The organism is Streptococcus parasanguinis (assembly GCF_047465465.1).
Taxonomy (GTDB): Bacteria; Bacillota; Bacilli; order Lactobacillales; family Streptococcaceae; genus Streptococcus; species Streptococcus parasanguinis_AI.
This window is the reverse complement of record NZ_JASGZU010000002.1, coordinates 321,259-335,841: the sequence shown is the minus strand read 5'-3', so window position 1 is coordinate 335,841 and position 14,583 is coordinate 321,259. Positions and strand designations below refer to the sequence as shown.

The window sequence follows — 14,583 nt, the reverse complement described above, 5'->3', positions numbered from 1 at the left end:
AGTCTGTTAATCTATACTAATAAGTTTTGAAAGGGTAGATCGGCCATAGTCTAAAGACGGCTTGCCCTTTGATTTGTTCTTTCTTGAAAGCTCCGACCTGACGGCTATCTTTTGAAACGATCCGGTCATCTCCAAGTAGGAGGTATTCATCGTCGAGCAACTTCAAGGTAAATTTAGGATTGCCATCCTTGTCTACTGTAAAAGCTTGGGCTGTATTGGCCAATTGGCGGAAGAGTTCTCCGTTTTCTTCGAACCCTTTTCCAGTGTAGGTCGATTGCAATTTATCTTTTTTGAAACGAGCGATGTAGTCTTTCAAATAGGGCTCATTGGTCTTTTTCCCATTGATGTAGAGGGTATCGTTATCGTATTGGATGGTATCTCCAGGAAGACCGATGACCCGTTTGACGATGTCCTTGGTTTTACCGTCGTCGTCTTTTTCACTGGCAACGACAATGTCGAAACGATCAATCGAGAGGTGGTTGACCACAAGGAGGTACTCGCTATCAGCTAGGGTTGGATCCATCGAATGGCCGTCCACCTTGACCGGAGCCCAGAGGTAGATGCGAGAGGCGATAATGAGACCAACAATAATACTGAAGAGGCCCCATTCTTTAAGGAATCTCACCACTGGTGAGCTAGATGACTGTTTTGAACTTCTTTTTGACATAACTTATCTTTCTAGTAATTTCTTTGCTTTTTCTGTGTTTTTAAAATGGAGTTTGGCACAATAATCCAGAGCTTTCATCCCGTAGGTCTGAAGCAGTTTAGCAGCGACTTGGTCTGACTTCGCCCCTGCTCCACTAGGGAGATTAAAGCCCAGTTCCTTGCCCAGATCTTCCAGATTTTGAAGGAAGAGATTGCGGGCGATGATGGAACTAACCGCAACAGCTAAATACTTGCTTTCTGCTTTTTCTTCCAAATCAATGGCTTGGGTGACCTGATTTTTTTCAGCTTTCACGTATTTTTGGTAGTTTTTAGCCGTCGTAAAGGCATCGATCACAATTCGCTCTGCTTGGACTCCCTTATTTAATAGAAGATAGATGGCCTGATTGTGCAGAGCCACTTTGACCGAAACAGCATTGTAGCCAGAAGCAATGACTTCATTGTACTTCTTTGGAGACAATAAGAGTGCTTGGTGCTGGATGTTTTCCTCAAGGAGAGGAGCCAATTGCTGAATTTTTCGATCATCCAAGGTCTTTGAATCCCCAACACCGAGCTTTTTGAGCCAGTCGTGCTGGTCAGGTGTGACAAAGGATGCGACGACGGTGAGTCCACCAAAATAAGAGCCGTTTCCAACCTCGTCGGTTCCGATCATGGCTAGATCTTGTCCTGCAGATGAAGTGGTAGAACCTTTAGGGTTCCCAGCATCTTGCCCGAAAAAGGCCAGGTAAGGAGTAAGGTCATTGCCCTGAAGCAAGACTTTTCCAGACTTGTAGATCGAAACGGTCGCTCCCTCTAGTCGAAAGAAATAATCCATATGAGGATTCTTGCTTTGAGAGAGAGAACTGCGATAGGTATGGACAAAATCAAGGATTTGCTCCTGTGTTGGAGTGAGTGTCATACTTTCCATAACCACTATTGTACCACAAATTCAGGGAGAGAGGGAGCAAAAAGAAAGAAAGAATCCACTGGAAAATCCCTGTGAAGAGGGGCTTTGCTACTGACAAAGCTAGCCTTTTTTGGTATAATACCGTGAGGTGATTTTTATGGCGAGCTTAAATAGATATAAATTTACATTTGGAAACAAAGCGCTCACTTTAACAACCAACCATGATAATTTGTTTATGGAAGAAGTCGAACGTGTTGCGAAAGAAAAATACCAAGCAATTAAGGAACAAATGCCAGAGGCAGATGATGAAACCATCGCGATCTTATTGGCAGTAAACAGTTTGTCCATGCAACTGAATCGCGAGATTGAGTTTGACGACAAAGAAAAAGAATTAGATGATTTTCGTCGCAAGGCTTTAGACGACTTAAAGGATAAATCATCCAAATAAGAGGAGATACATGTTAACTTTCTTAATCTTATTGATTTTGGCATGGAGCTTTTATATTGGCTATGCAAGAGGGATTATCCTCCAGTCCTATTACTTTCTAGTGACCTTAGTGGCCCTCTTGATTGCAGGTGGCAGCTACAAGGGACTGGCCAAGGTGTTGTCTCTATGGGTTCCTTTTTCGAGTCCCACCCAGCAATCGGTGAATTATTTTTATGCCAACCGCTACCTATTTCAATTAGATGACATCTTTTATGCAGGTTTGGCATATGTATTGATTTTTGCGATGATCTACCTGATTGGTCGTGTGATTGGGATCTTTATGCACTTGGTACCTCAGCCAGAAAAACTGGAGGATCGCAAGTATCAAATTGGAGCGGGTGTGATCGCCGTCGTGATAACTCTCTTGGTCATCCAGATGGGCTTGACTGTCCTCTCAACGGTTCCCATGGCTTCCATCCAAAATAGACTCAATGCAAGTGGATTGATCCGCTTTATTATCCTTCATACCCCGATCAGTTCCAGTCTGTTCCACAACTTGTGGGTGACTGCGATTATCGGAGCTTAAGGAGCAAAAATGAAGAAAGGAGTGAGACAAGTCCGATTCAAGGAAGGACGCTCACTTTTTTTGTAGGAGAAACATGAATAAAAAAATCTTAGATATTCTGGAGTTTGACAAGGTCAAGCAACTCTTTGAACCCTATCTACAGACAGAACAAGGGGAGATGGAGCTAGCAGCCCTTACTCCAACTGATAAAAAAGAAAGTATCGAAACGGCCTTTATGGAGCTAGAAGATATGGAGCAGATTCTCTTGGAAGAGCCTCGCTTTGCCGTGTCGACCATTCAAGATGTCCGTCCAGTGGCCAAGCGTTTGGAGATGGAGGCGGCCCTCAATATCGATGAATTACTAGCGCTAAAAGCTGTTCTTCGGGTGACACATGAGCTCAAGGATTTCTACGACAACTTGGAAAATGTCCGTCTGGAAAGGCTCCATCGCCTCTTTGACAACTTGGTGGATCTTCCTCGCCTACAAGGTGGGCTTCAAGCTATCAACGAAGGTGGCTTTGTCGAGTCTTTTGCCAGTGAAAAATTGGCCAAAATCCGTCGTCGCATCCAAGAAAATGAACACCAGGTCAGAGAGATTCTACAAGATCTGCTGAAAAGCAAGGCCGATATGTTGGCGGATGCTGTGATTGCTAGTCGGAATGGCCGCAATGTTCTACCCGTAAAAAACACCTATCGCAACCGGATTGCAGGGGTGGTCCACGATATCTCAGCCAGCGGGAATACCGTTTATATAGAGCCTCGGGCAGTCGTCAATCTCAATGAAGAAATTGCCAACCACCGGGCAGATGAACGGTATGAAATCATTCAGATTCTGGAGGAATTATCTGACACCCTGCGCCCTCATGCAGCAGAGATTGCAAATAACGCTTGGATTATTGGTCACTTAGACTTGATCAAGGCCAAGTATCGGTTTATGCGCGATTGTAAGGCAGTGGTACCAGAGGTAAGTAGCAATCGTTCCATTCAGCTCTTGCAACTACGTCATCCCTTGATTGAAAATGCCGTCGCGAATGACCTGCATTTTACCGAGGACTTGACAGAAATCGTGATTACCGGTCCCAATACAGGGGGGAAAACCATCATGCTAAAAACGCTGGGACTAGCGCAAATTATGGCCCAGTCTGGTCTTCCCATCCTAGCGGATCCAGGTAGTCGTGTGGGCATCTTCTCACAGGTCTTTGCAGATATTGGAGATGAACAATCGATCGAGCAGAGCTTGTCGACCTTCTCCAGTCATATGACCAATATCGTATCTATCTTGAATCAAGTAGATACCGCCTCCTTGATCCTTCTGGATGAGTTGGGGGCTGGAACCGATCCTCAAGAGGGGGCTGGCCTTGCTATTGCCATCCTAGAAGACCTGCGCTTACGCGGGATTAAGACCATGGCGACGACCCACTATCCAGAGCTCAAGGCTTACGGGATTGAGACTGCAGGGGTGCAAAATGCCAGCATGGAGTTCGACACAGCGAGTCTGAGTCCGACCTATTGCTTCATGCAAGGAGTTCCTGGCCGCTCCAATGCATTTGAAATTGCCCGCCGTTTGGGCTTGTCTGAGACCATTATCCAGGATGCCATGAAGATGACCAATACGGATAATGATGTTAATCAAATTATTGAAAAATTGGAGGCGCAGACCTTAGAAAGTCGCAAGCGCTTGGATACCATTCAAGAGGTCGAACAAGAAAATCTCAAATTCAACCGTGCTCTTCGAAAACTCTATAACGAATTGACCCGAGAGAGAGAAACAGAGCTCAATAAGGCGAGAGAAGAGGCCAAGGAAATTGTGGACATGGCCCTCTCAGAGAGTGACCGTATCCTTCAGGGCCTTCACGCCAAATCCCAGTTGAAACCCCATGAGATCATTGAGGCCAAGGCTCAGTTGAAAAAACTAGCGCCTGAGACCGTCGACCTTTCTAAAAACAAGGTCTTGAAAAAAGCCAAAAAGGCGCGTGCTCCTAAGGTAGGTGATGAAATCTTGGTTATCAGCTATGGCCAACGCGGAACCCTGGTCAAGCAACTCAAAGATGGTCGCTGGGAGGCGCAAGTCGGCTTGATCAAGATGACCTTGGAAGAAAAAGAATTCAACCTCATCAAGGCTGAAAAAGAAGCGGCTCAACCTAAGAAACGCCAGGTGAATGTCGTCAAACGATCGAATACGAGTGGGCCAAGAGCGCGTCTGGATCTCCGTGGAAAACGCTATGAAGAGGCTATGCAAGAGCTAGATGGCTTTATCGATCAGGCCCTACTCAACAACATGGCCCAAGTCGATATCATCCACGGGATTGGGACGGGAGTTATCCGTGAAGGGGTGACCAAATACCTCCGTCGCAACAAACACGTCAAAAGTTTTGAATATGCCCCCCAAAATGCGGGTGGAAGTGGCGCAACCATTGTTACGTTTAAAGGATAAGTCAAGCCCTAGCTTTTCATTAGCTAGGGTTTAGAATGTAGACTAAATTTTTTTAAAGAAAAATAAGTTAAGTAATTCTGCATAGAAATATAAATATGTTCCAATTCTTAGAATGAATTAAGAAAATACAGAAACTTTTTCTTCAATCTGAATCCTAGCTGATAAACAGCTAGGGTTTTTAAAATTATATAAAATGAAAATGATTGAAAGTTGTTGAAAAGGATTCGCTTTTAAATCTGATTTTCAGTAGGTCCTCCCTTTTAAAAGTGCTATAATAGAGGCAATGAATGATTTGGGAGGATACGCATGCGTAAACGTGAAAGTGCAGATTCGTGTACAACGATTCTAGTCGGAAAAAATGCTAGCTATGATGGTTCGGCCATTGTAGCACGAACAGAGGATTCTCAAAATGGCGTTTTTACGCCCAAGAAATTGATCGTGGTCAAACCAGAAGATCAACCGCGTCATTACAAGTCTGTTTTATCAACTTTTGAAATCGACTTGCCAGATAATCCAGTTCGCTATACAGCGGTCCCAGATGCGATTCCTAAAGACGGGATCTGGGGAGAAGCTGGGATCAATGTTTATAATGTAGCCATGAGTGAGACAGAGACCATTACGACCAATAGCCGTGTGCTAGGGGCAGATCCTCTTGTAGAGAGTGGCATCGGTGAGGAAGACATGCTGACCTTGGTCTTGCCTTATGTTAAGACCGCCCGCGAAGGGGTCTTGCGTCTCGGAAAGATTTTGGAAGAGTATGGAACTTATGAGTCTAACGGGATTGCGATTTCAGATGTGAATGAAATCTGGTGGTTGGAAACAATCGGAGGTCACCACTGGATGGCGCGCCGTGTTCCAGATGATGCCTATGTGACCAACCCAAACCAACTGGGAAGTGATTATTTTGAATTTGGCAATCCAGATGAGTTTCTTTGTGACCCGGATCTTGAACGTTTTGTCACAGAGCACCATTTGATTCTGGATCAAGAAGGGAAAGGTTTTAATCCACGCTATGCCTTTGGTAGCCAAAAAGACAAGGACCGTCACTACAATACACCGCGGGCTTGGGCCATCCAGCGTTTCCTCAATCCTGAAATCGAACAGGATCCACGGAGCTTCGAGATCCCTTGGTGTCAAAAACCTTATCGCAAGGTGACGATTGAAGATGTCAAATATGTCTTGAGCAACCACTACCAAGACACTATCTACGATCCTTATGGTCCTGAAGGAGATCACGTGAGTCAACGGACCTTCCGGACGATCGGGATCAACCGGACCAGCCAGACAGCGATTCTGCAATTGCGTCCCAATAAACCACAAGAAACGACAGGTATCCAATGGATTTCTTATGGCTCCATGCCATACAATACAGCTGTTCCTTTCTTTACCCAAGTGGATACGACACCTGATTACTTTGCCAATACGACGGCTAAGGTAACTACGGATTCCTTCTACTGGGCCAACCGGATTATTGCAGGACTAGCAGATCCTCACTATGCTCACCATGTTGGTGATTTGGACGATTACCAAGAAACGACAATGTCCTGGGGACATGCGCGCATCAATAAAGTCGATCGTGCACTTGCAGCAGGTGAAACCGTTGATTTTGAGGCGGAAAACCAAGCTATGAGTGATCAAATCCAGGAAGCGACAGATCAACTCTTGGACAAGATTTTGCTCGATGCTAGCAACCTCATGACCAATCACTTCTCCTTGAGTGATTAAAAACCGCATATTTTCAGGTAGTTTACAAGATATTTTCAGAAATGATTGACAAACTTTTGAAAATCGATTAAAATAGAGAAAATTACATACGACCGAATGAAGTTTGCAGGAGCGTGAGTGACTGTGAATGGACGGAACTCTGGAGAGACCAGAAATGGCACCGAAGGGGCAAGGTAGAGGATGCATCTACTCAAACTCTCAGGTAAAAGGACAGAGCGAAAGATAGGGAAAGCCCCCTATTTTAAGCAGGACCAGAGTACATGTTTGACATGTGCTCTTTCTTTTTCTCTTTTCTGTCGAGCGGTCGATGAAAAAGGAGACAGAAAATGGATCATGTATTGCAGTTTTTTCAGCAGCTCGATAATTTAGTATGGGGCGCCCCACTTTTGGTGCTCTTGGTAGGGACAGGGATCTACCTGACCCTTCGTTTGGGCTTGCTTCAGATACGCTATCTTCCAAAAGCCTTTCGCTTGATCTTTACAGAAGATGAGGGGCATGGGGATATCTCGAGCTTTGGAGCCCTTGCGACGGCCCTAGCTGCCACAGTGGGAACAGGCAATATCGTAGGGGTAGCGACAGCGATTCAGACAGGTGGTCCAGGGGCCCTCTTTTGGATGTGGATGGCGGCCTTCTTTGGAATGGCGACCAAGTATGCAGAAGGGCTCTTAGCCATTCGTTATCGGACCAAGGATGACAATGGCCACATCTCAGGTGGTCCGATGTACTACATTCTTCACGGGATGGGGGAGAAGTGGCGACCCCTAGCTATTTTCTTTGCGGTTGCAGGTGTTCTGGTGGCTCTCTTTGGGATCGGAACCATGACCCAGGTCAATTCCATTACGGGATCTCTCCAAGCGAGTTTTGGTACGGCTCCAGAAGTGGCCAGTGTAGTGATTGCTCTGGTGGTTTCGACCATCATCTTTGGTGGGATTCACTGGATTTCAAAAGTTTCTGAAAAAGTGGTTCCTTTTATGGCTGCTGCCTATATCTTTGCGACGGTTGCAATTATTGTTTTGCATCTTGATCAATTGCTTCCAGCCTTAAAATCGGTCTTTTCAGGTGCCTTCACAGGGACTGCAGCCATGGGAGGTTTTGCAGGAGCAACGGTCAAAATGGCCATCCAAAAAGGGGTGGCGCGTGGGGTTTTCTCCAATGAATCGGGTCTCGGATCGGCCCCCATTGCAGCAGCTGCTGCAAAGACCAATGAACCTGTCGAGCAGGGCTTGATCTCGATGACAGGAACCTTTATTGATACCATTATCATCTGTAGTTTGACAGGACTTTCGCTCTTGGTTTCAGATGAGTGGATGGCCAAGGGCAGCACGAGCACCTTGACCCAGGATACGTTTACAGGTGTCTTTGGCCCAGTTGGAGGCATTATCTTAACGCTGTGCTTGGTGCTGTTTGCGACAACGACCATTCTTGGATGGTCTTACTATGGAGAACGGTGTTTCGAATTCCTATTTGGTGTCAAACATATCAACCTCTACCGGACTTTCTTTGTCTTAATGGTTGGACTAGGTGGTTTCCTAAAATTAGATCTGGTCTGGGTCATTGCGGATATCGTTAATGGGCTGATGGCTTTGCCTAACCTAATTGCCCTTTTAGCTCTCTCACCTGTCATCATCAAAGAAAGCAAGCGCTACTTTAAGAAATAAGAAAACCCAGATCGCGAGGTCTGGGTTTTCTTGTCTATTTGAGATAGAATCATTTAATAGCGTTTTTCTTTTGGCCAGCTGCTCATTTCGGCGATGGCGGTGAAGAGCACATCTGTCGAAGAGTTGAGGGCTGTTTCGCAAGAGTCTTGGATGACCCCGATGATAAAGCCGACGCTGACGACTTGCATGGCCAAATCATTGGTGATGCCAAAGAGGCTACAAGCAACAGGGATGAGAAGGAGAGATCCTCCCGCAACTCCAGATGCTCCACAAGCAGAGATAGCCGCTACGACACTCAGAATGAGCGCCGTTCCAAAGTCAACCTGAATGTGTAAGGTATTGGCAGCAGCTAGCGTCAAAATATTGATCGTCACGGCTGCGCCTGCCATGTTAATGGTTGAACCAAGCGGAATGGAGACAGAATAGGTATCTGGATTCAGCCCCAATTCTTCACAGAGACGCATGTTGACAGGGATGTTGGCTGCAGAACTTCTGGTGAAGAAGGCTGTTACCCCACTGACACGAAGGCATTTAAAAACAAGGGGATAGGGATTCTTGCGGATCATGAAAAAGACGATCAATGGATTGATGACCAGAGCGACAAAAGCCATCGTTCCCACCAATACTACCAAGAGAATCCCGTAGTTACTAAGGGCACTGAGTCCTTGGCCAGCGATGGTCGTGAAGACTAAGCCCAAGATCCCAAATGGAGCTAGGTTGATAATCCACTCGACAATTTTTGAAGTGATATCTGCTAGGGTTTGCAGGAGGTCTTTACTATGTTCACTGGCCTCTCTCATGGCGATCCCAAAGACAGTGGCCCAAGAAAGGATCCCAATGTAGTTGGCTTGCTGCAAGGCGTTGACCGGGTTGTCGACGATCTTGAGTAAGAGGTTACTAATCACTTCGCCAATCCCGTTTGGAGAGGATCCTTCAGCGGCCTTTCCAGTCAGGGTAATGGTGATGGGGAAGATGTAATTGATCAAAACAGCGACGAAGGCAGCTGCAAAGGTTCCTAGGAGATAGAGGACGATGACCTTTTTCATATTGGTCTCTGTTCCTTTTTGGTGTTGGGAGAGAGCATTTGCGACGAGTGCAAAGACTAGAAGGGGTGCGATGGCACGGAGCCCTCCAACGAAGAACTCTCCTAGGAGTCCAATCCCAGTTGCTTTCGGAAATACAAGTGCTAGAACGACACCAAGTACAATTCCGATTGCGATTCTTTTCATAAGGTTGGTTTTATTCCAAGTGGTAATCAGTCGATGAATCATGTAAGGCCTCCTTAAAAAATAATTAAGGAATATTATACGATAGTTAGGGGGTAATAGCAATGAAATTTTTAAAAAATAGCCTTATTTCCGAATATTTGATATAATCATACTATTCTTTGTTAGAAAGGCCCGAATAAATGAGTCAAGCTTTCCAACGTTATTTCAGTAAAATAGACTGGACAAAGATTTTTGATGACCTAATTTCAAAATGCATCTCTCTGATTTTTGTCTTTCTCTTATTTTTTATCGCTAAAAAGGTCATCCATAGCCTGGTCAAGCGGATATTAACCCCTTCTTTTAAGTATACGGTGCAGGATGAAGCCCGTAAAAAAACCATTCTCCGTTTAGTAGAGAGTCTCTTGAACTACTGCTTGTATTTTATCTTGATCTACTGGATCTTGTCGATCCTCGGTCTTCCAGTCTCTAGTCTATTGGCTGGTGCTGGGATTGCTGGGGTGGCGATCGGGATGGGAGCCCAGGGCTTCCTTTCCGATTTGGTCAATGGTTTCTTTATCCTTTTAGAACGCCAGCTGGATGTGGGGGACAATGTCCGACTTACCAATGGTTCTATTAATATTGCCGGCATCGTTAGCAGTGTGGGAATTCGGACAACTCAAGTACGTGATTTTGACGGGACTCTCCACTTTGTCCCAAACCGCAATATCACTGTCGTCAGCAACCTCTCGCGTGGAGATATGCGCGTGCTGGTGGATATTCCGCTAGATGCGAATACCGATCTCGATAAGATCTATCAGATCATTGCTCAGGTCAATCAGTCTGAACAAAACAAACACCCAGAAGTGTTGACAGGTCCTACGATTTTAGGCCCACAGATCGAAAAAAATGGTCGTTATTCCTTCCGCATCGCGATGACTGCGCAAAATGGAACCCAGACGACTGTCTATCATACCTACTATAAACTCTACCATGATGCCTTGATGGAAGCAGGGATTAACCTACCGACAGGAAAGAACGGGATCATGTAATACAAAAAAGAGGCTGGGGCAAAAATCCTAGCCTCTCAATTATTTTTGGATTGTCGAGCAAGACGCAGTGGTTGAGTGGGCTCTACTGCGCTGATTTCATCAGCTTTTACAGCCCTACTCAACTGTGCAGAGGTGGGACGACGAAATCGAATTCTAACGAATTACCGATTTCTGTCCCACTCTCTTTTTTGGTCTATTTTAAGTGGCAGTATTTGAAATCCAGCTTTTTAATCTGGTCCCAATTTTTTCGAGCCTCTGGTGGCAAGACGATGAGTTGCTGGCGCAACATAGTCGTGATTTCAAGATTTAAGGATTCGATCGGGAGGGCAATGGCTACGGAACTTTTTGCCCTTTGGATCTTGTCCATGCAATATTCAATATGATGGCAAGCTGCGCCGGTCTGTGATTGACGGCTAGCTGCGATTTCTTGTCGCATATTGGAGAGTAATTGGACCAATTCAGACTTAAGGAATTCGATCGTATCTGATTTTTCTTGAGCTAAAAGAAACATAAGCACACCTCCTTTTGCTATAGTTTAATACTAATTTATTAAAAATGCAAGGGGGTAAAGTAAAAAAAATAAAATTTTTTTAGAAAAAGATACAGAAAAAGAGATGGCTCAAATCTCTCATCACTAATGATGGTTAAGATTCCTTTCTTTAAAAATGTCTTTCTTCCCTTGAGACCAATTGTCCTTAAAGAGATCAGTAGCTACAAAAAACTCCTGAAACACACTAGTTTCAGGAGTTGAGAGGCTTTGACCCGAAGGTCTCAAAGAAAAATATCGATTGATTATACAATACCTTGTGCAATCATCGCGTTTGCGACATTTTCAAAGGCAGCGATGTTGGCACCTGCAAGGTAATCTTTACCAAGTCCGTAAGTTTCTGCAGTTGTTTTAGCAGTGTTGAAGATGTTGGTCATGATGTCTTTCAAACGTCCGTCCACTTCTTCACGTGTCCATGAAAGGCGTTGGCTGTTTTGGCTCATTTCAAGAGCAGATACAGCAACTCCACCAGCATTGGCTGCTTTAGCAGGTCCGTAAAGGATACCATTTTCTTTGTATACGTTGATGGCATCAATGTTACTTGGCATGTTTGCTCCTTCAGAGACAACTTTCACACCTTGAGCGACCAAACGTTTAGCAGCATCGCCATCGATTTCATTTTGAGTTGCACATGGAAGAGCGATGTCATAGTTACCAGCGTAAGTCCATACAGAACCTTCGTAGTATGTAGCAGTTGGTTTTTCAGCAGCGTATTCAGTCAAACGTGCACGACGTTTTTCTTTCACGTCTGTAAGAAGGTCGAAGTCAATACCGTTCTCGTCGATCACGTAACCGTTTGAGTCAGATACAGAGATAACAGTTGCACCAAGTTCAGTTGCTTTTTGAAGAGCGTATTGGGCAACGTTACCAGAACCTGAGATCACGACTTTCTTACCAGCAAAGCTGTCGCCGTTGGCTTTGAGCATTTCTTCAGTGTAGTAAACCAAACCATAACCAGTAGCTTCTGGACGGATCAAGCTACCACCGAAACCAAGAGGTTTACCAGTCAAGACACCAGCATCAAATTGGCGAAGGCGTTTGTATTGACCGTAAAGGTATCCGATTTCACGTCCACCGACCCCGATATCACCAGCTGGGACGTCAAGAGAAGGACCGATGTGTTTTTGCAATTCAGTCATGAAGCTTTGGCAGAAACGCATCACTTCAGCGTCTGTTTTTCCTTTAGGATCGAAGTCAGATCCACCTTTACCACCACCGATAGGAAGACCAGTCAAGACGTTTTTGAAGATTTGTTCAAATCCGAGGAATTTCAAGATCCCTTGGTTAACAGTTGGGTGGAAACGAAGACCACCTTTGTAAGGACCTACAGCAGAGTTGAATTGAACACGGTAACCACGGTTTACTTGGATGTTTCCTTCACGGTCAACCCAAGGAACACGGAAAGAAATCACGCGTTCAGGTTCTGTAATACGAGCCAAAATGTTTTCTTCGATGTATTCAGGATGTTTTTCAAAAACAGGTTCCAAAGTGCTGAGGAACTCTTCAACAGCTTGAAGGAATTCAGCTTCGTGGCCGTTACGAGCTTTTACAGTTTCGAAAGTGCTTTGGATATATTCTTTAGCAGTTGTCATGTTAATTCTCCTTTGTGAATGAAACGAAAACCAGCAAACCCGCTAGGGGAGTGGCTTTGAGACAGTTGACAAACAATGTCATGTTTTATTACATGGATCATTATAGCAGACTTTTTTTGGCTTGTAAAGAAAAAAGTTGAATTTTCTGAAAATTTTATCGCGACTAGGAAAGTCCGAATGTTTGGAAGAATTTTTAGCTTTGATTGTCCGGAAGCTTCCAAGTGATGGTATAATGAAAGAAGAAAATAGAGAGCATCCCGAACGATTCTGTTGGTGGTGTTTCAAAAAAGGAGTACAAGATGGTATCGACAAAAACGCAAATTGCTGGTTTTGAATTTGACAACTGCCTGATGAATGCGGCAGGTGTAGCCTGTATGACCACTGAGGAATTAGAAGAAGTGAAGAACTCAGCTGCGGGAACCTTTGTGACCAAGACAGCGACCTTAGAATTCCGTGCTGGTAATCCAGAGCCACGCTACCAAGATGTGCCGCTTGGTTCGATCAATTCGATGGGGCTACCTAACCAAGGGTTGGACTATTATTTGAATTACTTATTGGAGTTGCAAGAAACGGATCCAGATCGGACCTTCTTCTTATCTCTCGTCGGCATGTCTCCTGAGGAAACCCATACCATCTTGAAAAAGGTGCAAGACAGTGATTTTAAAGGCTTGACAGAGTTGAACCTATCTTGTCCCAATGTCCCTGGGAAACCTCAGATTGCCTATGATTTTGATACGACAGATCGGATCTTGTCTGAGGTCTTTGCCTATTTCACCAAACCTCTAGGGATCAAGTTACCACCTTATTTTGATATCGTTCATTTCGACCAAGCAGCAGCGATCTTTAACAAATACCCGCTCAAGTTTGTCAATTGCGTCAATTCGATCGGAAATGGCCTCTACATTGAGGATGAATCCGTGGTGATTCGTCCGAAGAACGGATTTGGCGGGATTGGTGGAGAATACATCAAGCCAACGGCTCTCGCCAATGTCCATGCCTTTTACCAACGTCTGAACCCAGAAATTCAGATTGTGGGGACAGGTGGTGTCTTGACTGGTCGCGATGCTTTTGAGCATATCCTTTGTGGGGCTAGTATGGTGCAAATCGGAACGACGCTGCATAAAGAAGGAGTAGGAGCTTTTGACCGCATCACTGCGGAGCTCAAAGCTATCATGGAAGAAAAAGGCTACCAAAGCCTAGAAGACTTCCGAGGGAAATTGCACTACATTGACTAATCTTTCGAAAAAAACTTCCTCAAGTGAAAACTTGGGGATTTTTTATGGTTTCTTGTCAAGAGAGAACATTCTGTTCCTAGTTTTAGGAATTTTCCATTTTTATAGAGAGAAAAAGGTGTACAATGGAGGTGAAAAGGAAGGTGATTTCTATGGAAGAAAGGGATGTGATTCAAGAGGCAAGGACGACGATCACCCTTCTTCAAACAGCCTTTTCTAAGGGATTCACCCCTAGTTCAGATACCCTTCGATTTCGAGAAAATCTAGATCAGATGTTGAAAGGTTTACGAAAGGCTAGGCGGGTAGACAATCGTCTGTTGATTGAGTTAGAAAAGTTTTATCAGACCGCCAGTCTATTGATTGGTCTGGGCGGGCTAGCATTGAACGAAGAAGCCTTTCAAGCTTGGCGAGCTTATGATCACTGGCATTACGAGGTTGTGAAGCCTCAGTTACAGGTCTACGGACCGACGGTGGTTTTGTAGTTGATGTGCCTTGAGTTTGTCCACAGATATTCAGAGGAGGTGTTGGTCATGGTAGTCCTTCATGATTTTCTACATCAGTTAACCCTATCGTTTTGGAACTTCTATTACTCGCTCT

Annotated in this window: 13 protein-coding genes and 1 riboswitch; of the genes, 8 read left to right on the top strand and 5 right to left on the bottom strand. The window is 44.8% G+C overall.

What is annotated here, in order from left to right:
- Nucleotides 1-16: 16 nt before the first annotated feature.
- Both lepB and rnhC read right to left on the bottom strand, forming a co-directional pair.
- Complete coding sequence (gene lepB, locus QM351_RS05975) at nucleotides 17-667, bottom strand: signal peptidase I (protein WP_070590042.1); 651 nt, start codon at nucleotides 665-667, stop codon at nucleotides 17-19.
- A gap of 3 nt (nucleotides 668-670) precedes the next feature.
- Nucleotides 671-1,570 (bottom strand): ribonuclease HIII, encoded by a 900-nt coding sequence (rnhC, locus tag QM351_RS05970; RefSeq protein ID WP_414326972.1) that lies wholly within the window; start codon nucleotides 1,568-1,570, stop codon nucleotides 671-673.
- A 136-nt stretch (nucleotides 1,571-1,706) separates the two neighbouring features.
- On the opposite strand from rnhC, the gene QM351_RS05965 reads away from it, so the two are divergent.
- From QM351_RS05965 to QM351_RS05945, 5 genes are all read left to right on the top strand, one after another.
- Nucleotides 1,707-1,997, top strand: coding sequence for a hypothetical protein (locus QM351_RS05965; RefSeq protein WP_003005477.1), 291 nt, complete (start codon nucleotides 1,707-1,709; stop codon nucleotides 1,995-1,997).
- Between the two features lie 10 nt (nucleotides 1,998-2,007).
- Complete coding sequence (locus tag QM351_RS05960) at nucleotides 2,008-2,562, top strand: CvpA family protein (RefSeq protein WP_021153876.1); 555 nt, start codon at nucleotides 2,008-2,010, stop codon at nucleotides 2,560-2,562.
- A 73-nt stretch (nucleotides 2,563-2,635) separates the two neighbouring features.
- Nucleotides 2,636-4,975, top strand: a complete 2,340-nt coding sequence (locus tag QM351_RS05955) for an endonuclease MutS2 (protein ID WP_414326971.1) — start codon at nucleotides 2,636-2,638, stop codon at nucleotides 4,973-4,975.
- A gap of 306 nt (nucleotides 4,976-5,281) precedes the next feature.
- Nucleotides 5,282-6,700 carry a C69 family dipeptidase gene (locus QM351_RS05950; protein WP_414326969.1) on the top strand — a complete coding sequence of 473 codons (1,419 nt, stop codon included), beginning with the start codon at nucleotides 5,282-5,284 and terminating at the stop codon, nucleotides 6,698-6,700.
- Nucleotides 6,701-6,829: 129 nt separating this feature from the next.
- Nucleotides 6,830-6,924, top strand: a riboswitch (glycine riboswitch).
- Between the two features lie 102 nt (nucleotides 6,925-7,026).
- Complete coding sequence (locus QM351_RS05945) at nucleotides 7,027-8,358, top strand: alanine/glycine:cation symporter family protein (protein ID WP_414326967.1); 1,332 nt, start codon at nucleotides 7,027-7,029, stop codon at nucleotides 8,356-8,358.
- 53 nt (nucleotides 8,359-8,411) lie between these two features.
- Here the strand turns inward: QM351_RS05945 and sstT are convergent, their stop codons facing one another.
- Nucleotides 8,412-9,629, bottom strand: coding sequence for a serine/threonine transporter SstT (sstT, locus tag QM351_RS05940; RefSeq protein WP_201037321.1), 1,218 nt, complete (start codon nucleotides 9,627-9,629; stop codon nucleotides 8,412-8,414).
- 137 nt (nucleotides 9,630-9,766) lie between these two features.
- Here sstT and QM351_RS05935 point away from each other — a divergent pair, with 137 nt between their 5' ends.
- Complete coding sequence (locus tag QM351_RS05935; protein ID WP_414326965.1) at nucleotides 9,767-10,615, top strand: mechanosensitive ion channel family protein; 849 nt, start codon at nucleotides 9,767-9,769, stop codon at nucleotides 10,613-10,615.
- Between the two features lie 193 nt (nucleotides 10,616-10,808).
- On the opposite strand, the gene QM351_RS05930 is transcribed toward QM351_RS05935, so the two are convergent.
- Nucleotides 10,809-11,126 (bottom strand): hypothetical protein, encoded by a 318-nt coding sequence (locus tag QM351_RS05930; protein ID WP_003016835.1) that lies wholly within the window; start codon nucleotides 11,124-11,126, stop codon nucleotides 10,809-10,811.
- Between the two features lie 281 nt (nucleotides 11,127-11,407).
- Entirely contained in the window at nucleotides 11,408-12,754 is a 1,347-nt protein-coding gene (gdhA, locus tag QM351_RS05925; protein ID WP_414326963.1) for an NADP-specific glutamate dehydrogenase, read from the bottom strand.
- Between the two features lie 299 nt (nucleotides 12,755-13,053).
- Here gdhA and QM351_RS05920 point away from each other — a divergent pair, with 299 nt between their 5' ends.
- Nucleotides 13,054-13,989, top strand: coding sequence for a dihydroorotate oxidase (locus QM351_RS05920; protein ID WP_003016837.1), 936 nt, complete (start codon nucleotides 13,054-13,056; stop codon nucleotides 13,987-13,989).
- A 122-nt stretch (nucleotides 13,990-14,111) separates the two neighbouring features.
- Nucleotides 14,112-14,468, top strand: coding sequence for a hypothetical protein (locus tag QM351_RS05915; RefSeq protein WP_045759864.1), 357 nt, complete (start codon nucleotides 14,112-14,114; stop codon nucleotides 14,466-14,468).
- Nucleotides 14,469-14,583: the final 115 nt, after the last annotated feature.

Bases quoted from the DNA above. Each gene is read 5' to 3' on its own strand.
- QM351_RS05965 (WP_003005477.1), top strand. From the start codon at position 1,707: ATGGCGAGCTTAAATAGATATAAATTTACATTTGGAAACAAAGCGCTC.
- QM351_RS05945 (WP_414326967.1), top strand. From the start codon at position 7,027: ATGGATCATGTATTGCAGTTTTTTCAGCAGCTCGATAATTTAGTATGG.
- QM351_RS05935 (WP_414326965.1), top strand. From the start codon at position 9,767: ATGAGTCAAGCTTTCCAACGTTATTTCAGTAAAATAGACTGGACAAAG.
- QM351_RS05915 (WP_045759864.1), top strand. From the start codon at position 14,112: ATGGAGGTGAAAAGGAAGGTGATTTCTATGGAAGAAAGGGATGTGATT.
- QM351_RS05920 (WP_003016837.1), top strand. From the start codon at position 13,054: ATGGTATCGACAAAAACGCAAATTGCTGGTTTTGAATTTGACAACTGC.
- sstT (WP_201037321.1), bottom strand. From the start codon at position 9,629: ATGATTCATCGACTGATTACCACTTGGAATAAAACCAACCTTATGAAA.
- QM351_RS05930 (WP_003016835.1), bottom strand. From the start codon at position 11,126: ATGTTTCTTTTAGCTCAAGAAAAATCAGATACGATCGAATTCCTTAAG.
- rnhC (WP_414326972.1), bottom strand. From the start codon at position 1,570: ATGGAAAGTATGACACTCACTCCAACACAGGAGCAAATCCTTGATTTT.
- QM351_RS05950 (WP_414326969.1), top strand. From the start codon at position 5,282: ATGCGTAAACGTGAAAGTGCAGATTCGTGTACAACGATTCTAGTCGGA.
- lepB (WP_070590042.1), bottom strand. From the start codon at position 667: ATGTCAAAAAGAAGTTCAAAACAGTCATCTAGCTCACCAGTGGTGAGA.
- gdhA (WP_414326963.1), bottom strand. From the start codon at position 12,754: ATGACAACTGCTAAAGAATATATCCAAAGCACTTTCGAAACTGTAAAA.
- QM351_RS05960 (WP_021153876.1), top strand. From the start codon at position 2,008: ATGTTAACTTTCTTAATCTTATTGATTTTGGCATGGAGCTTTTATATT.
- QM351_RS05955 (WP_414326971.1), top strand. From the start codon at position 2,636: ATGAATAAAAAAATCTTAGATATTCTGGAGTTTGACAAGGTCAAGCAA.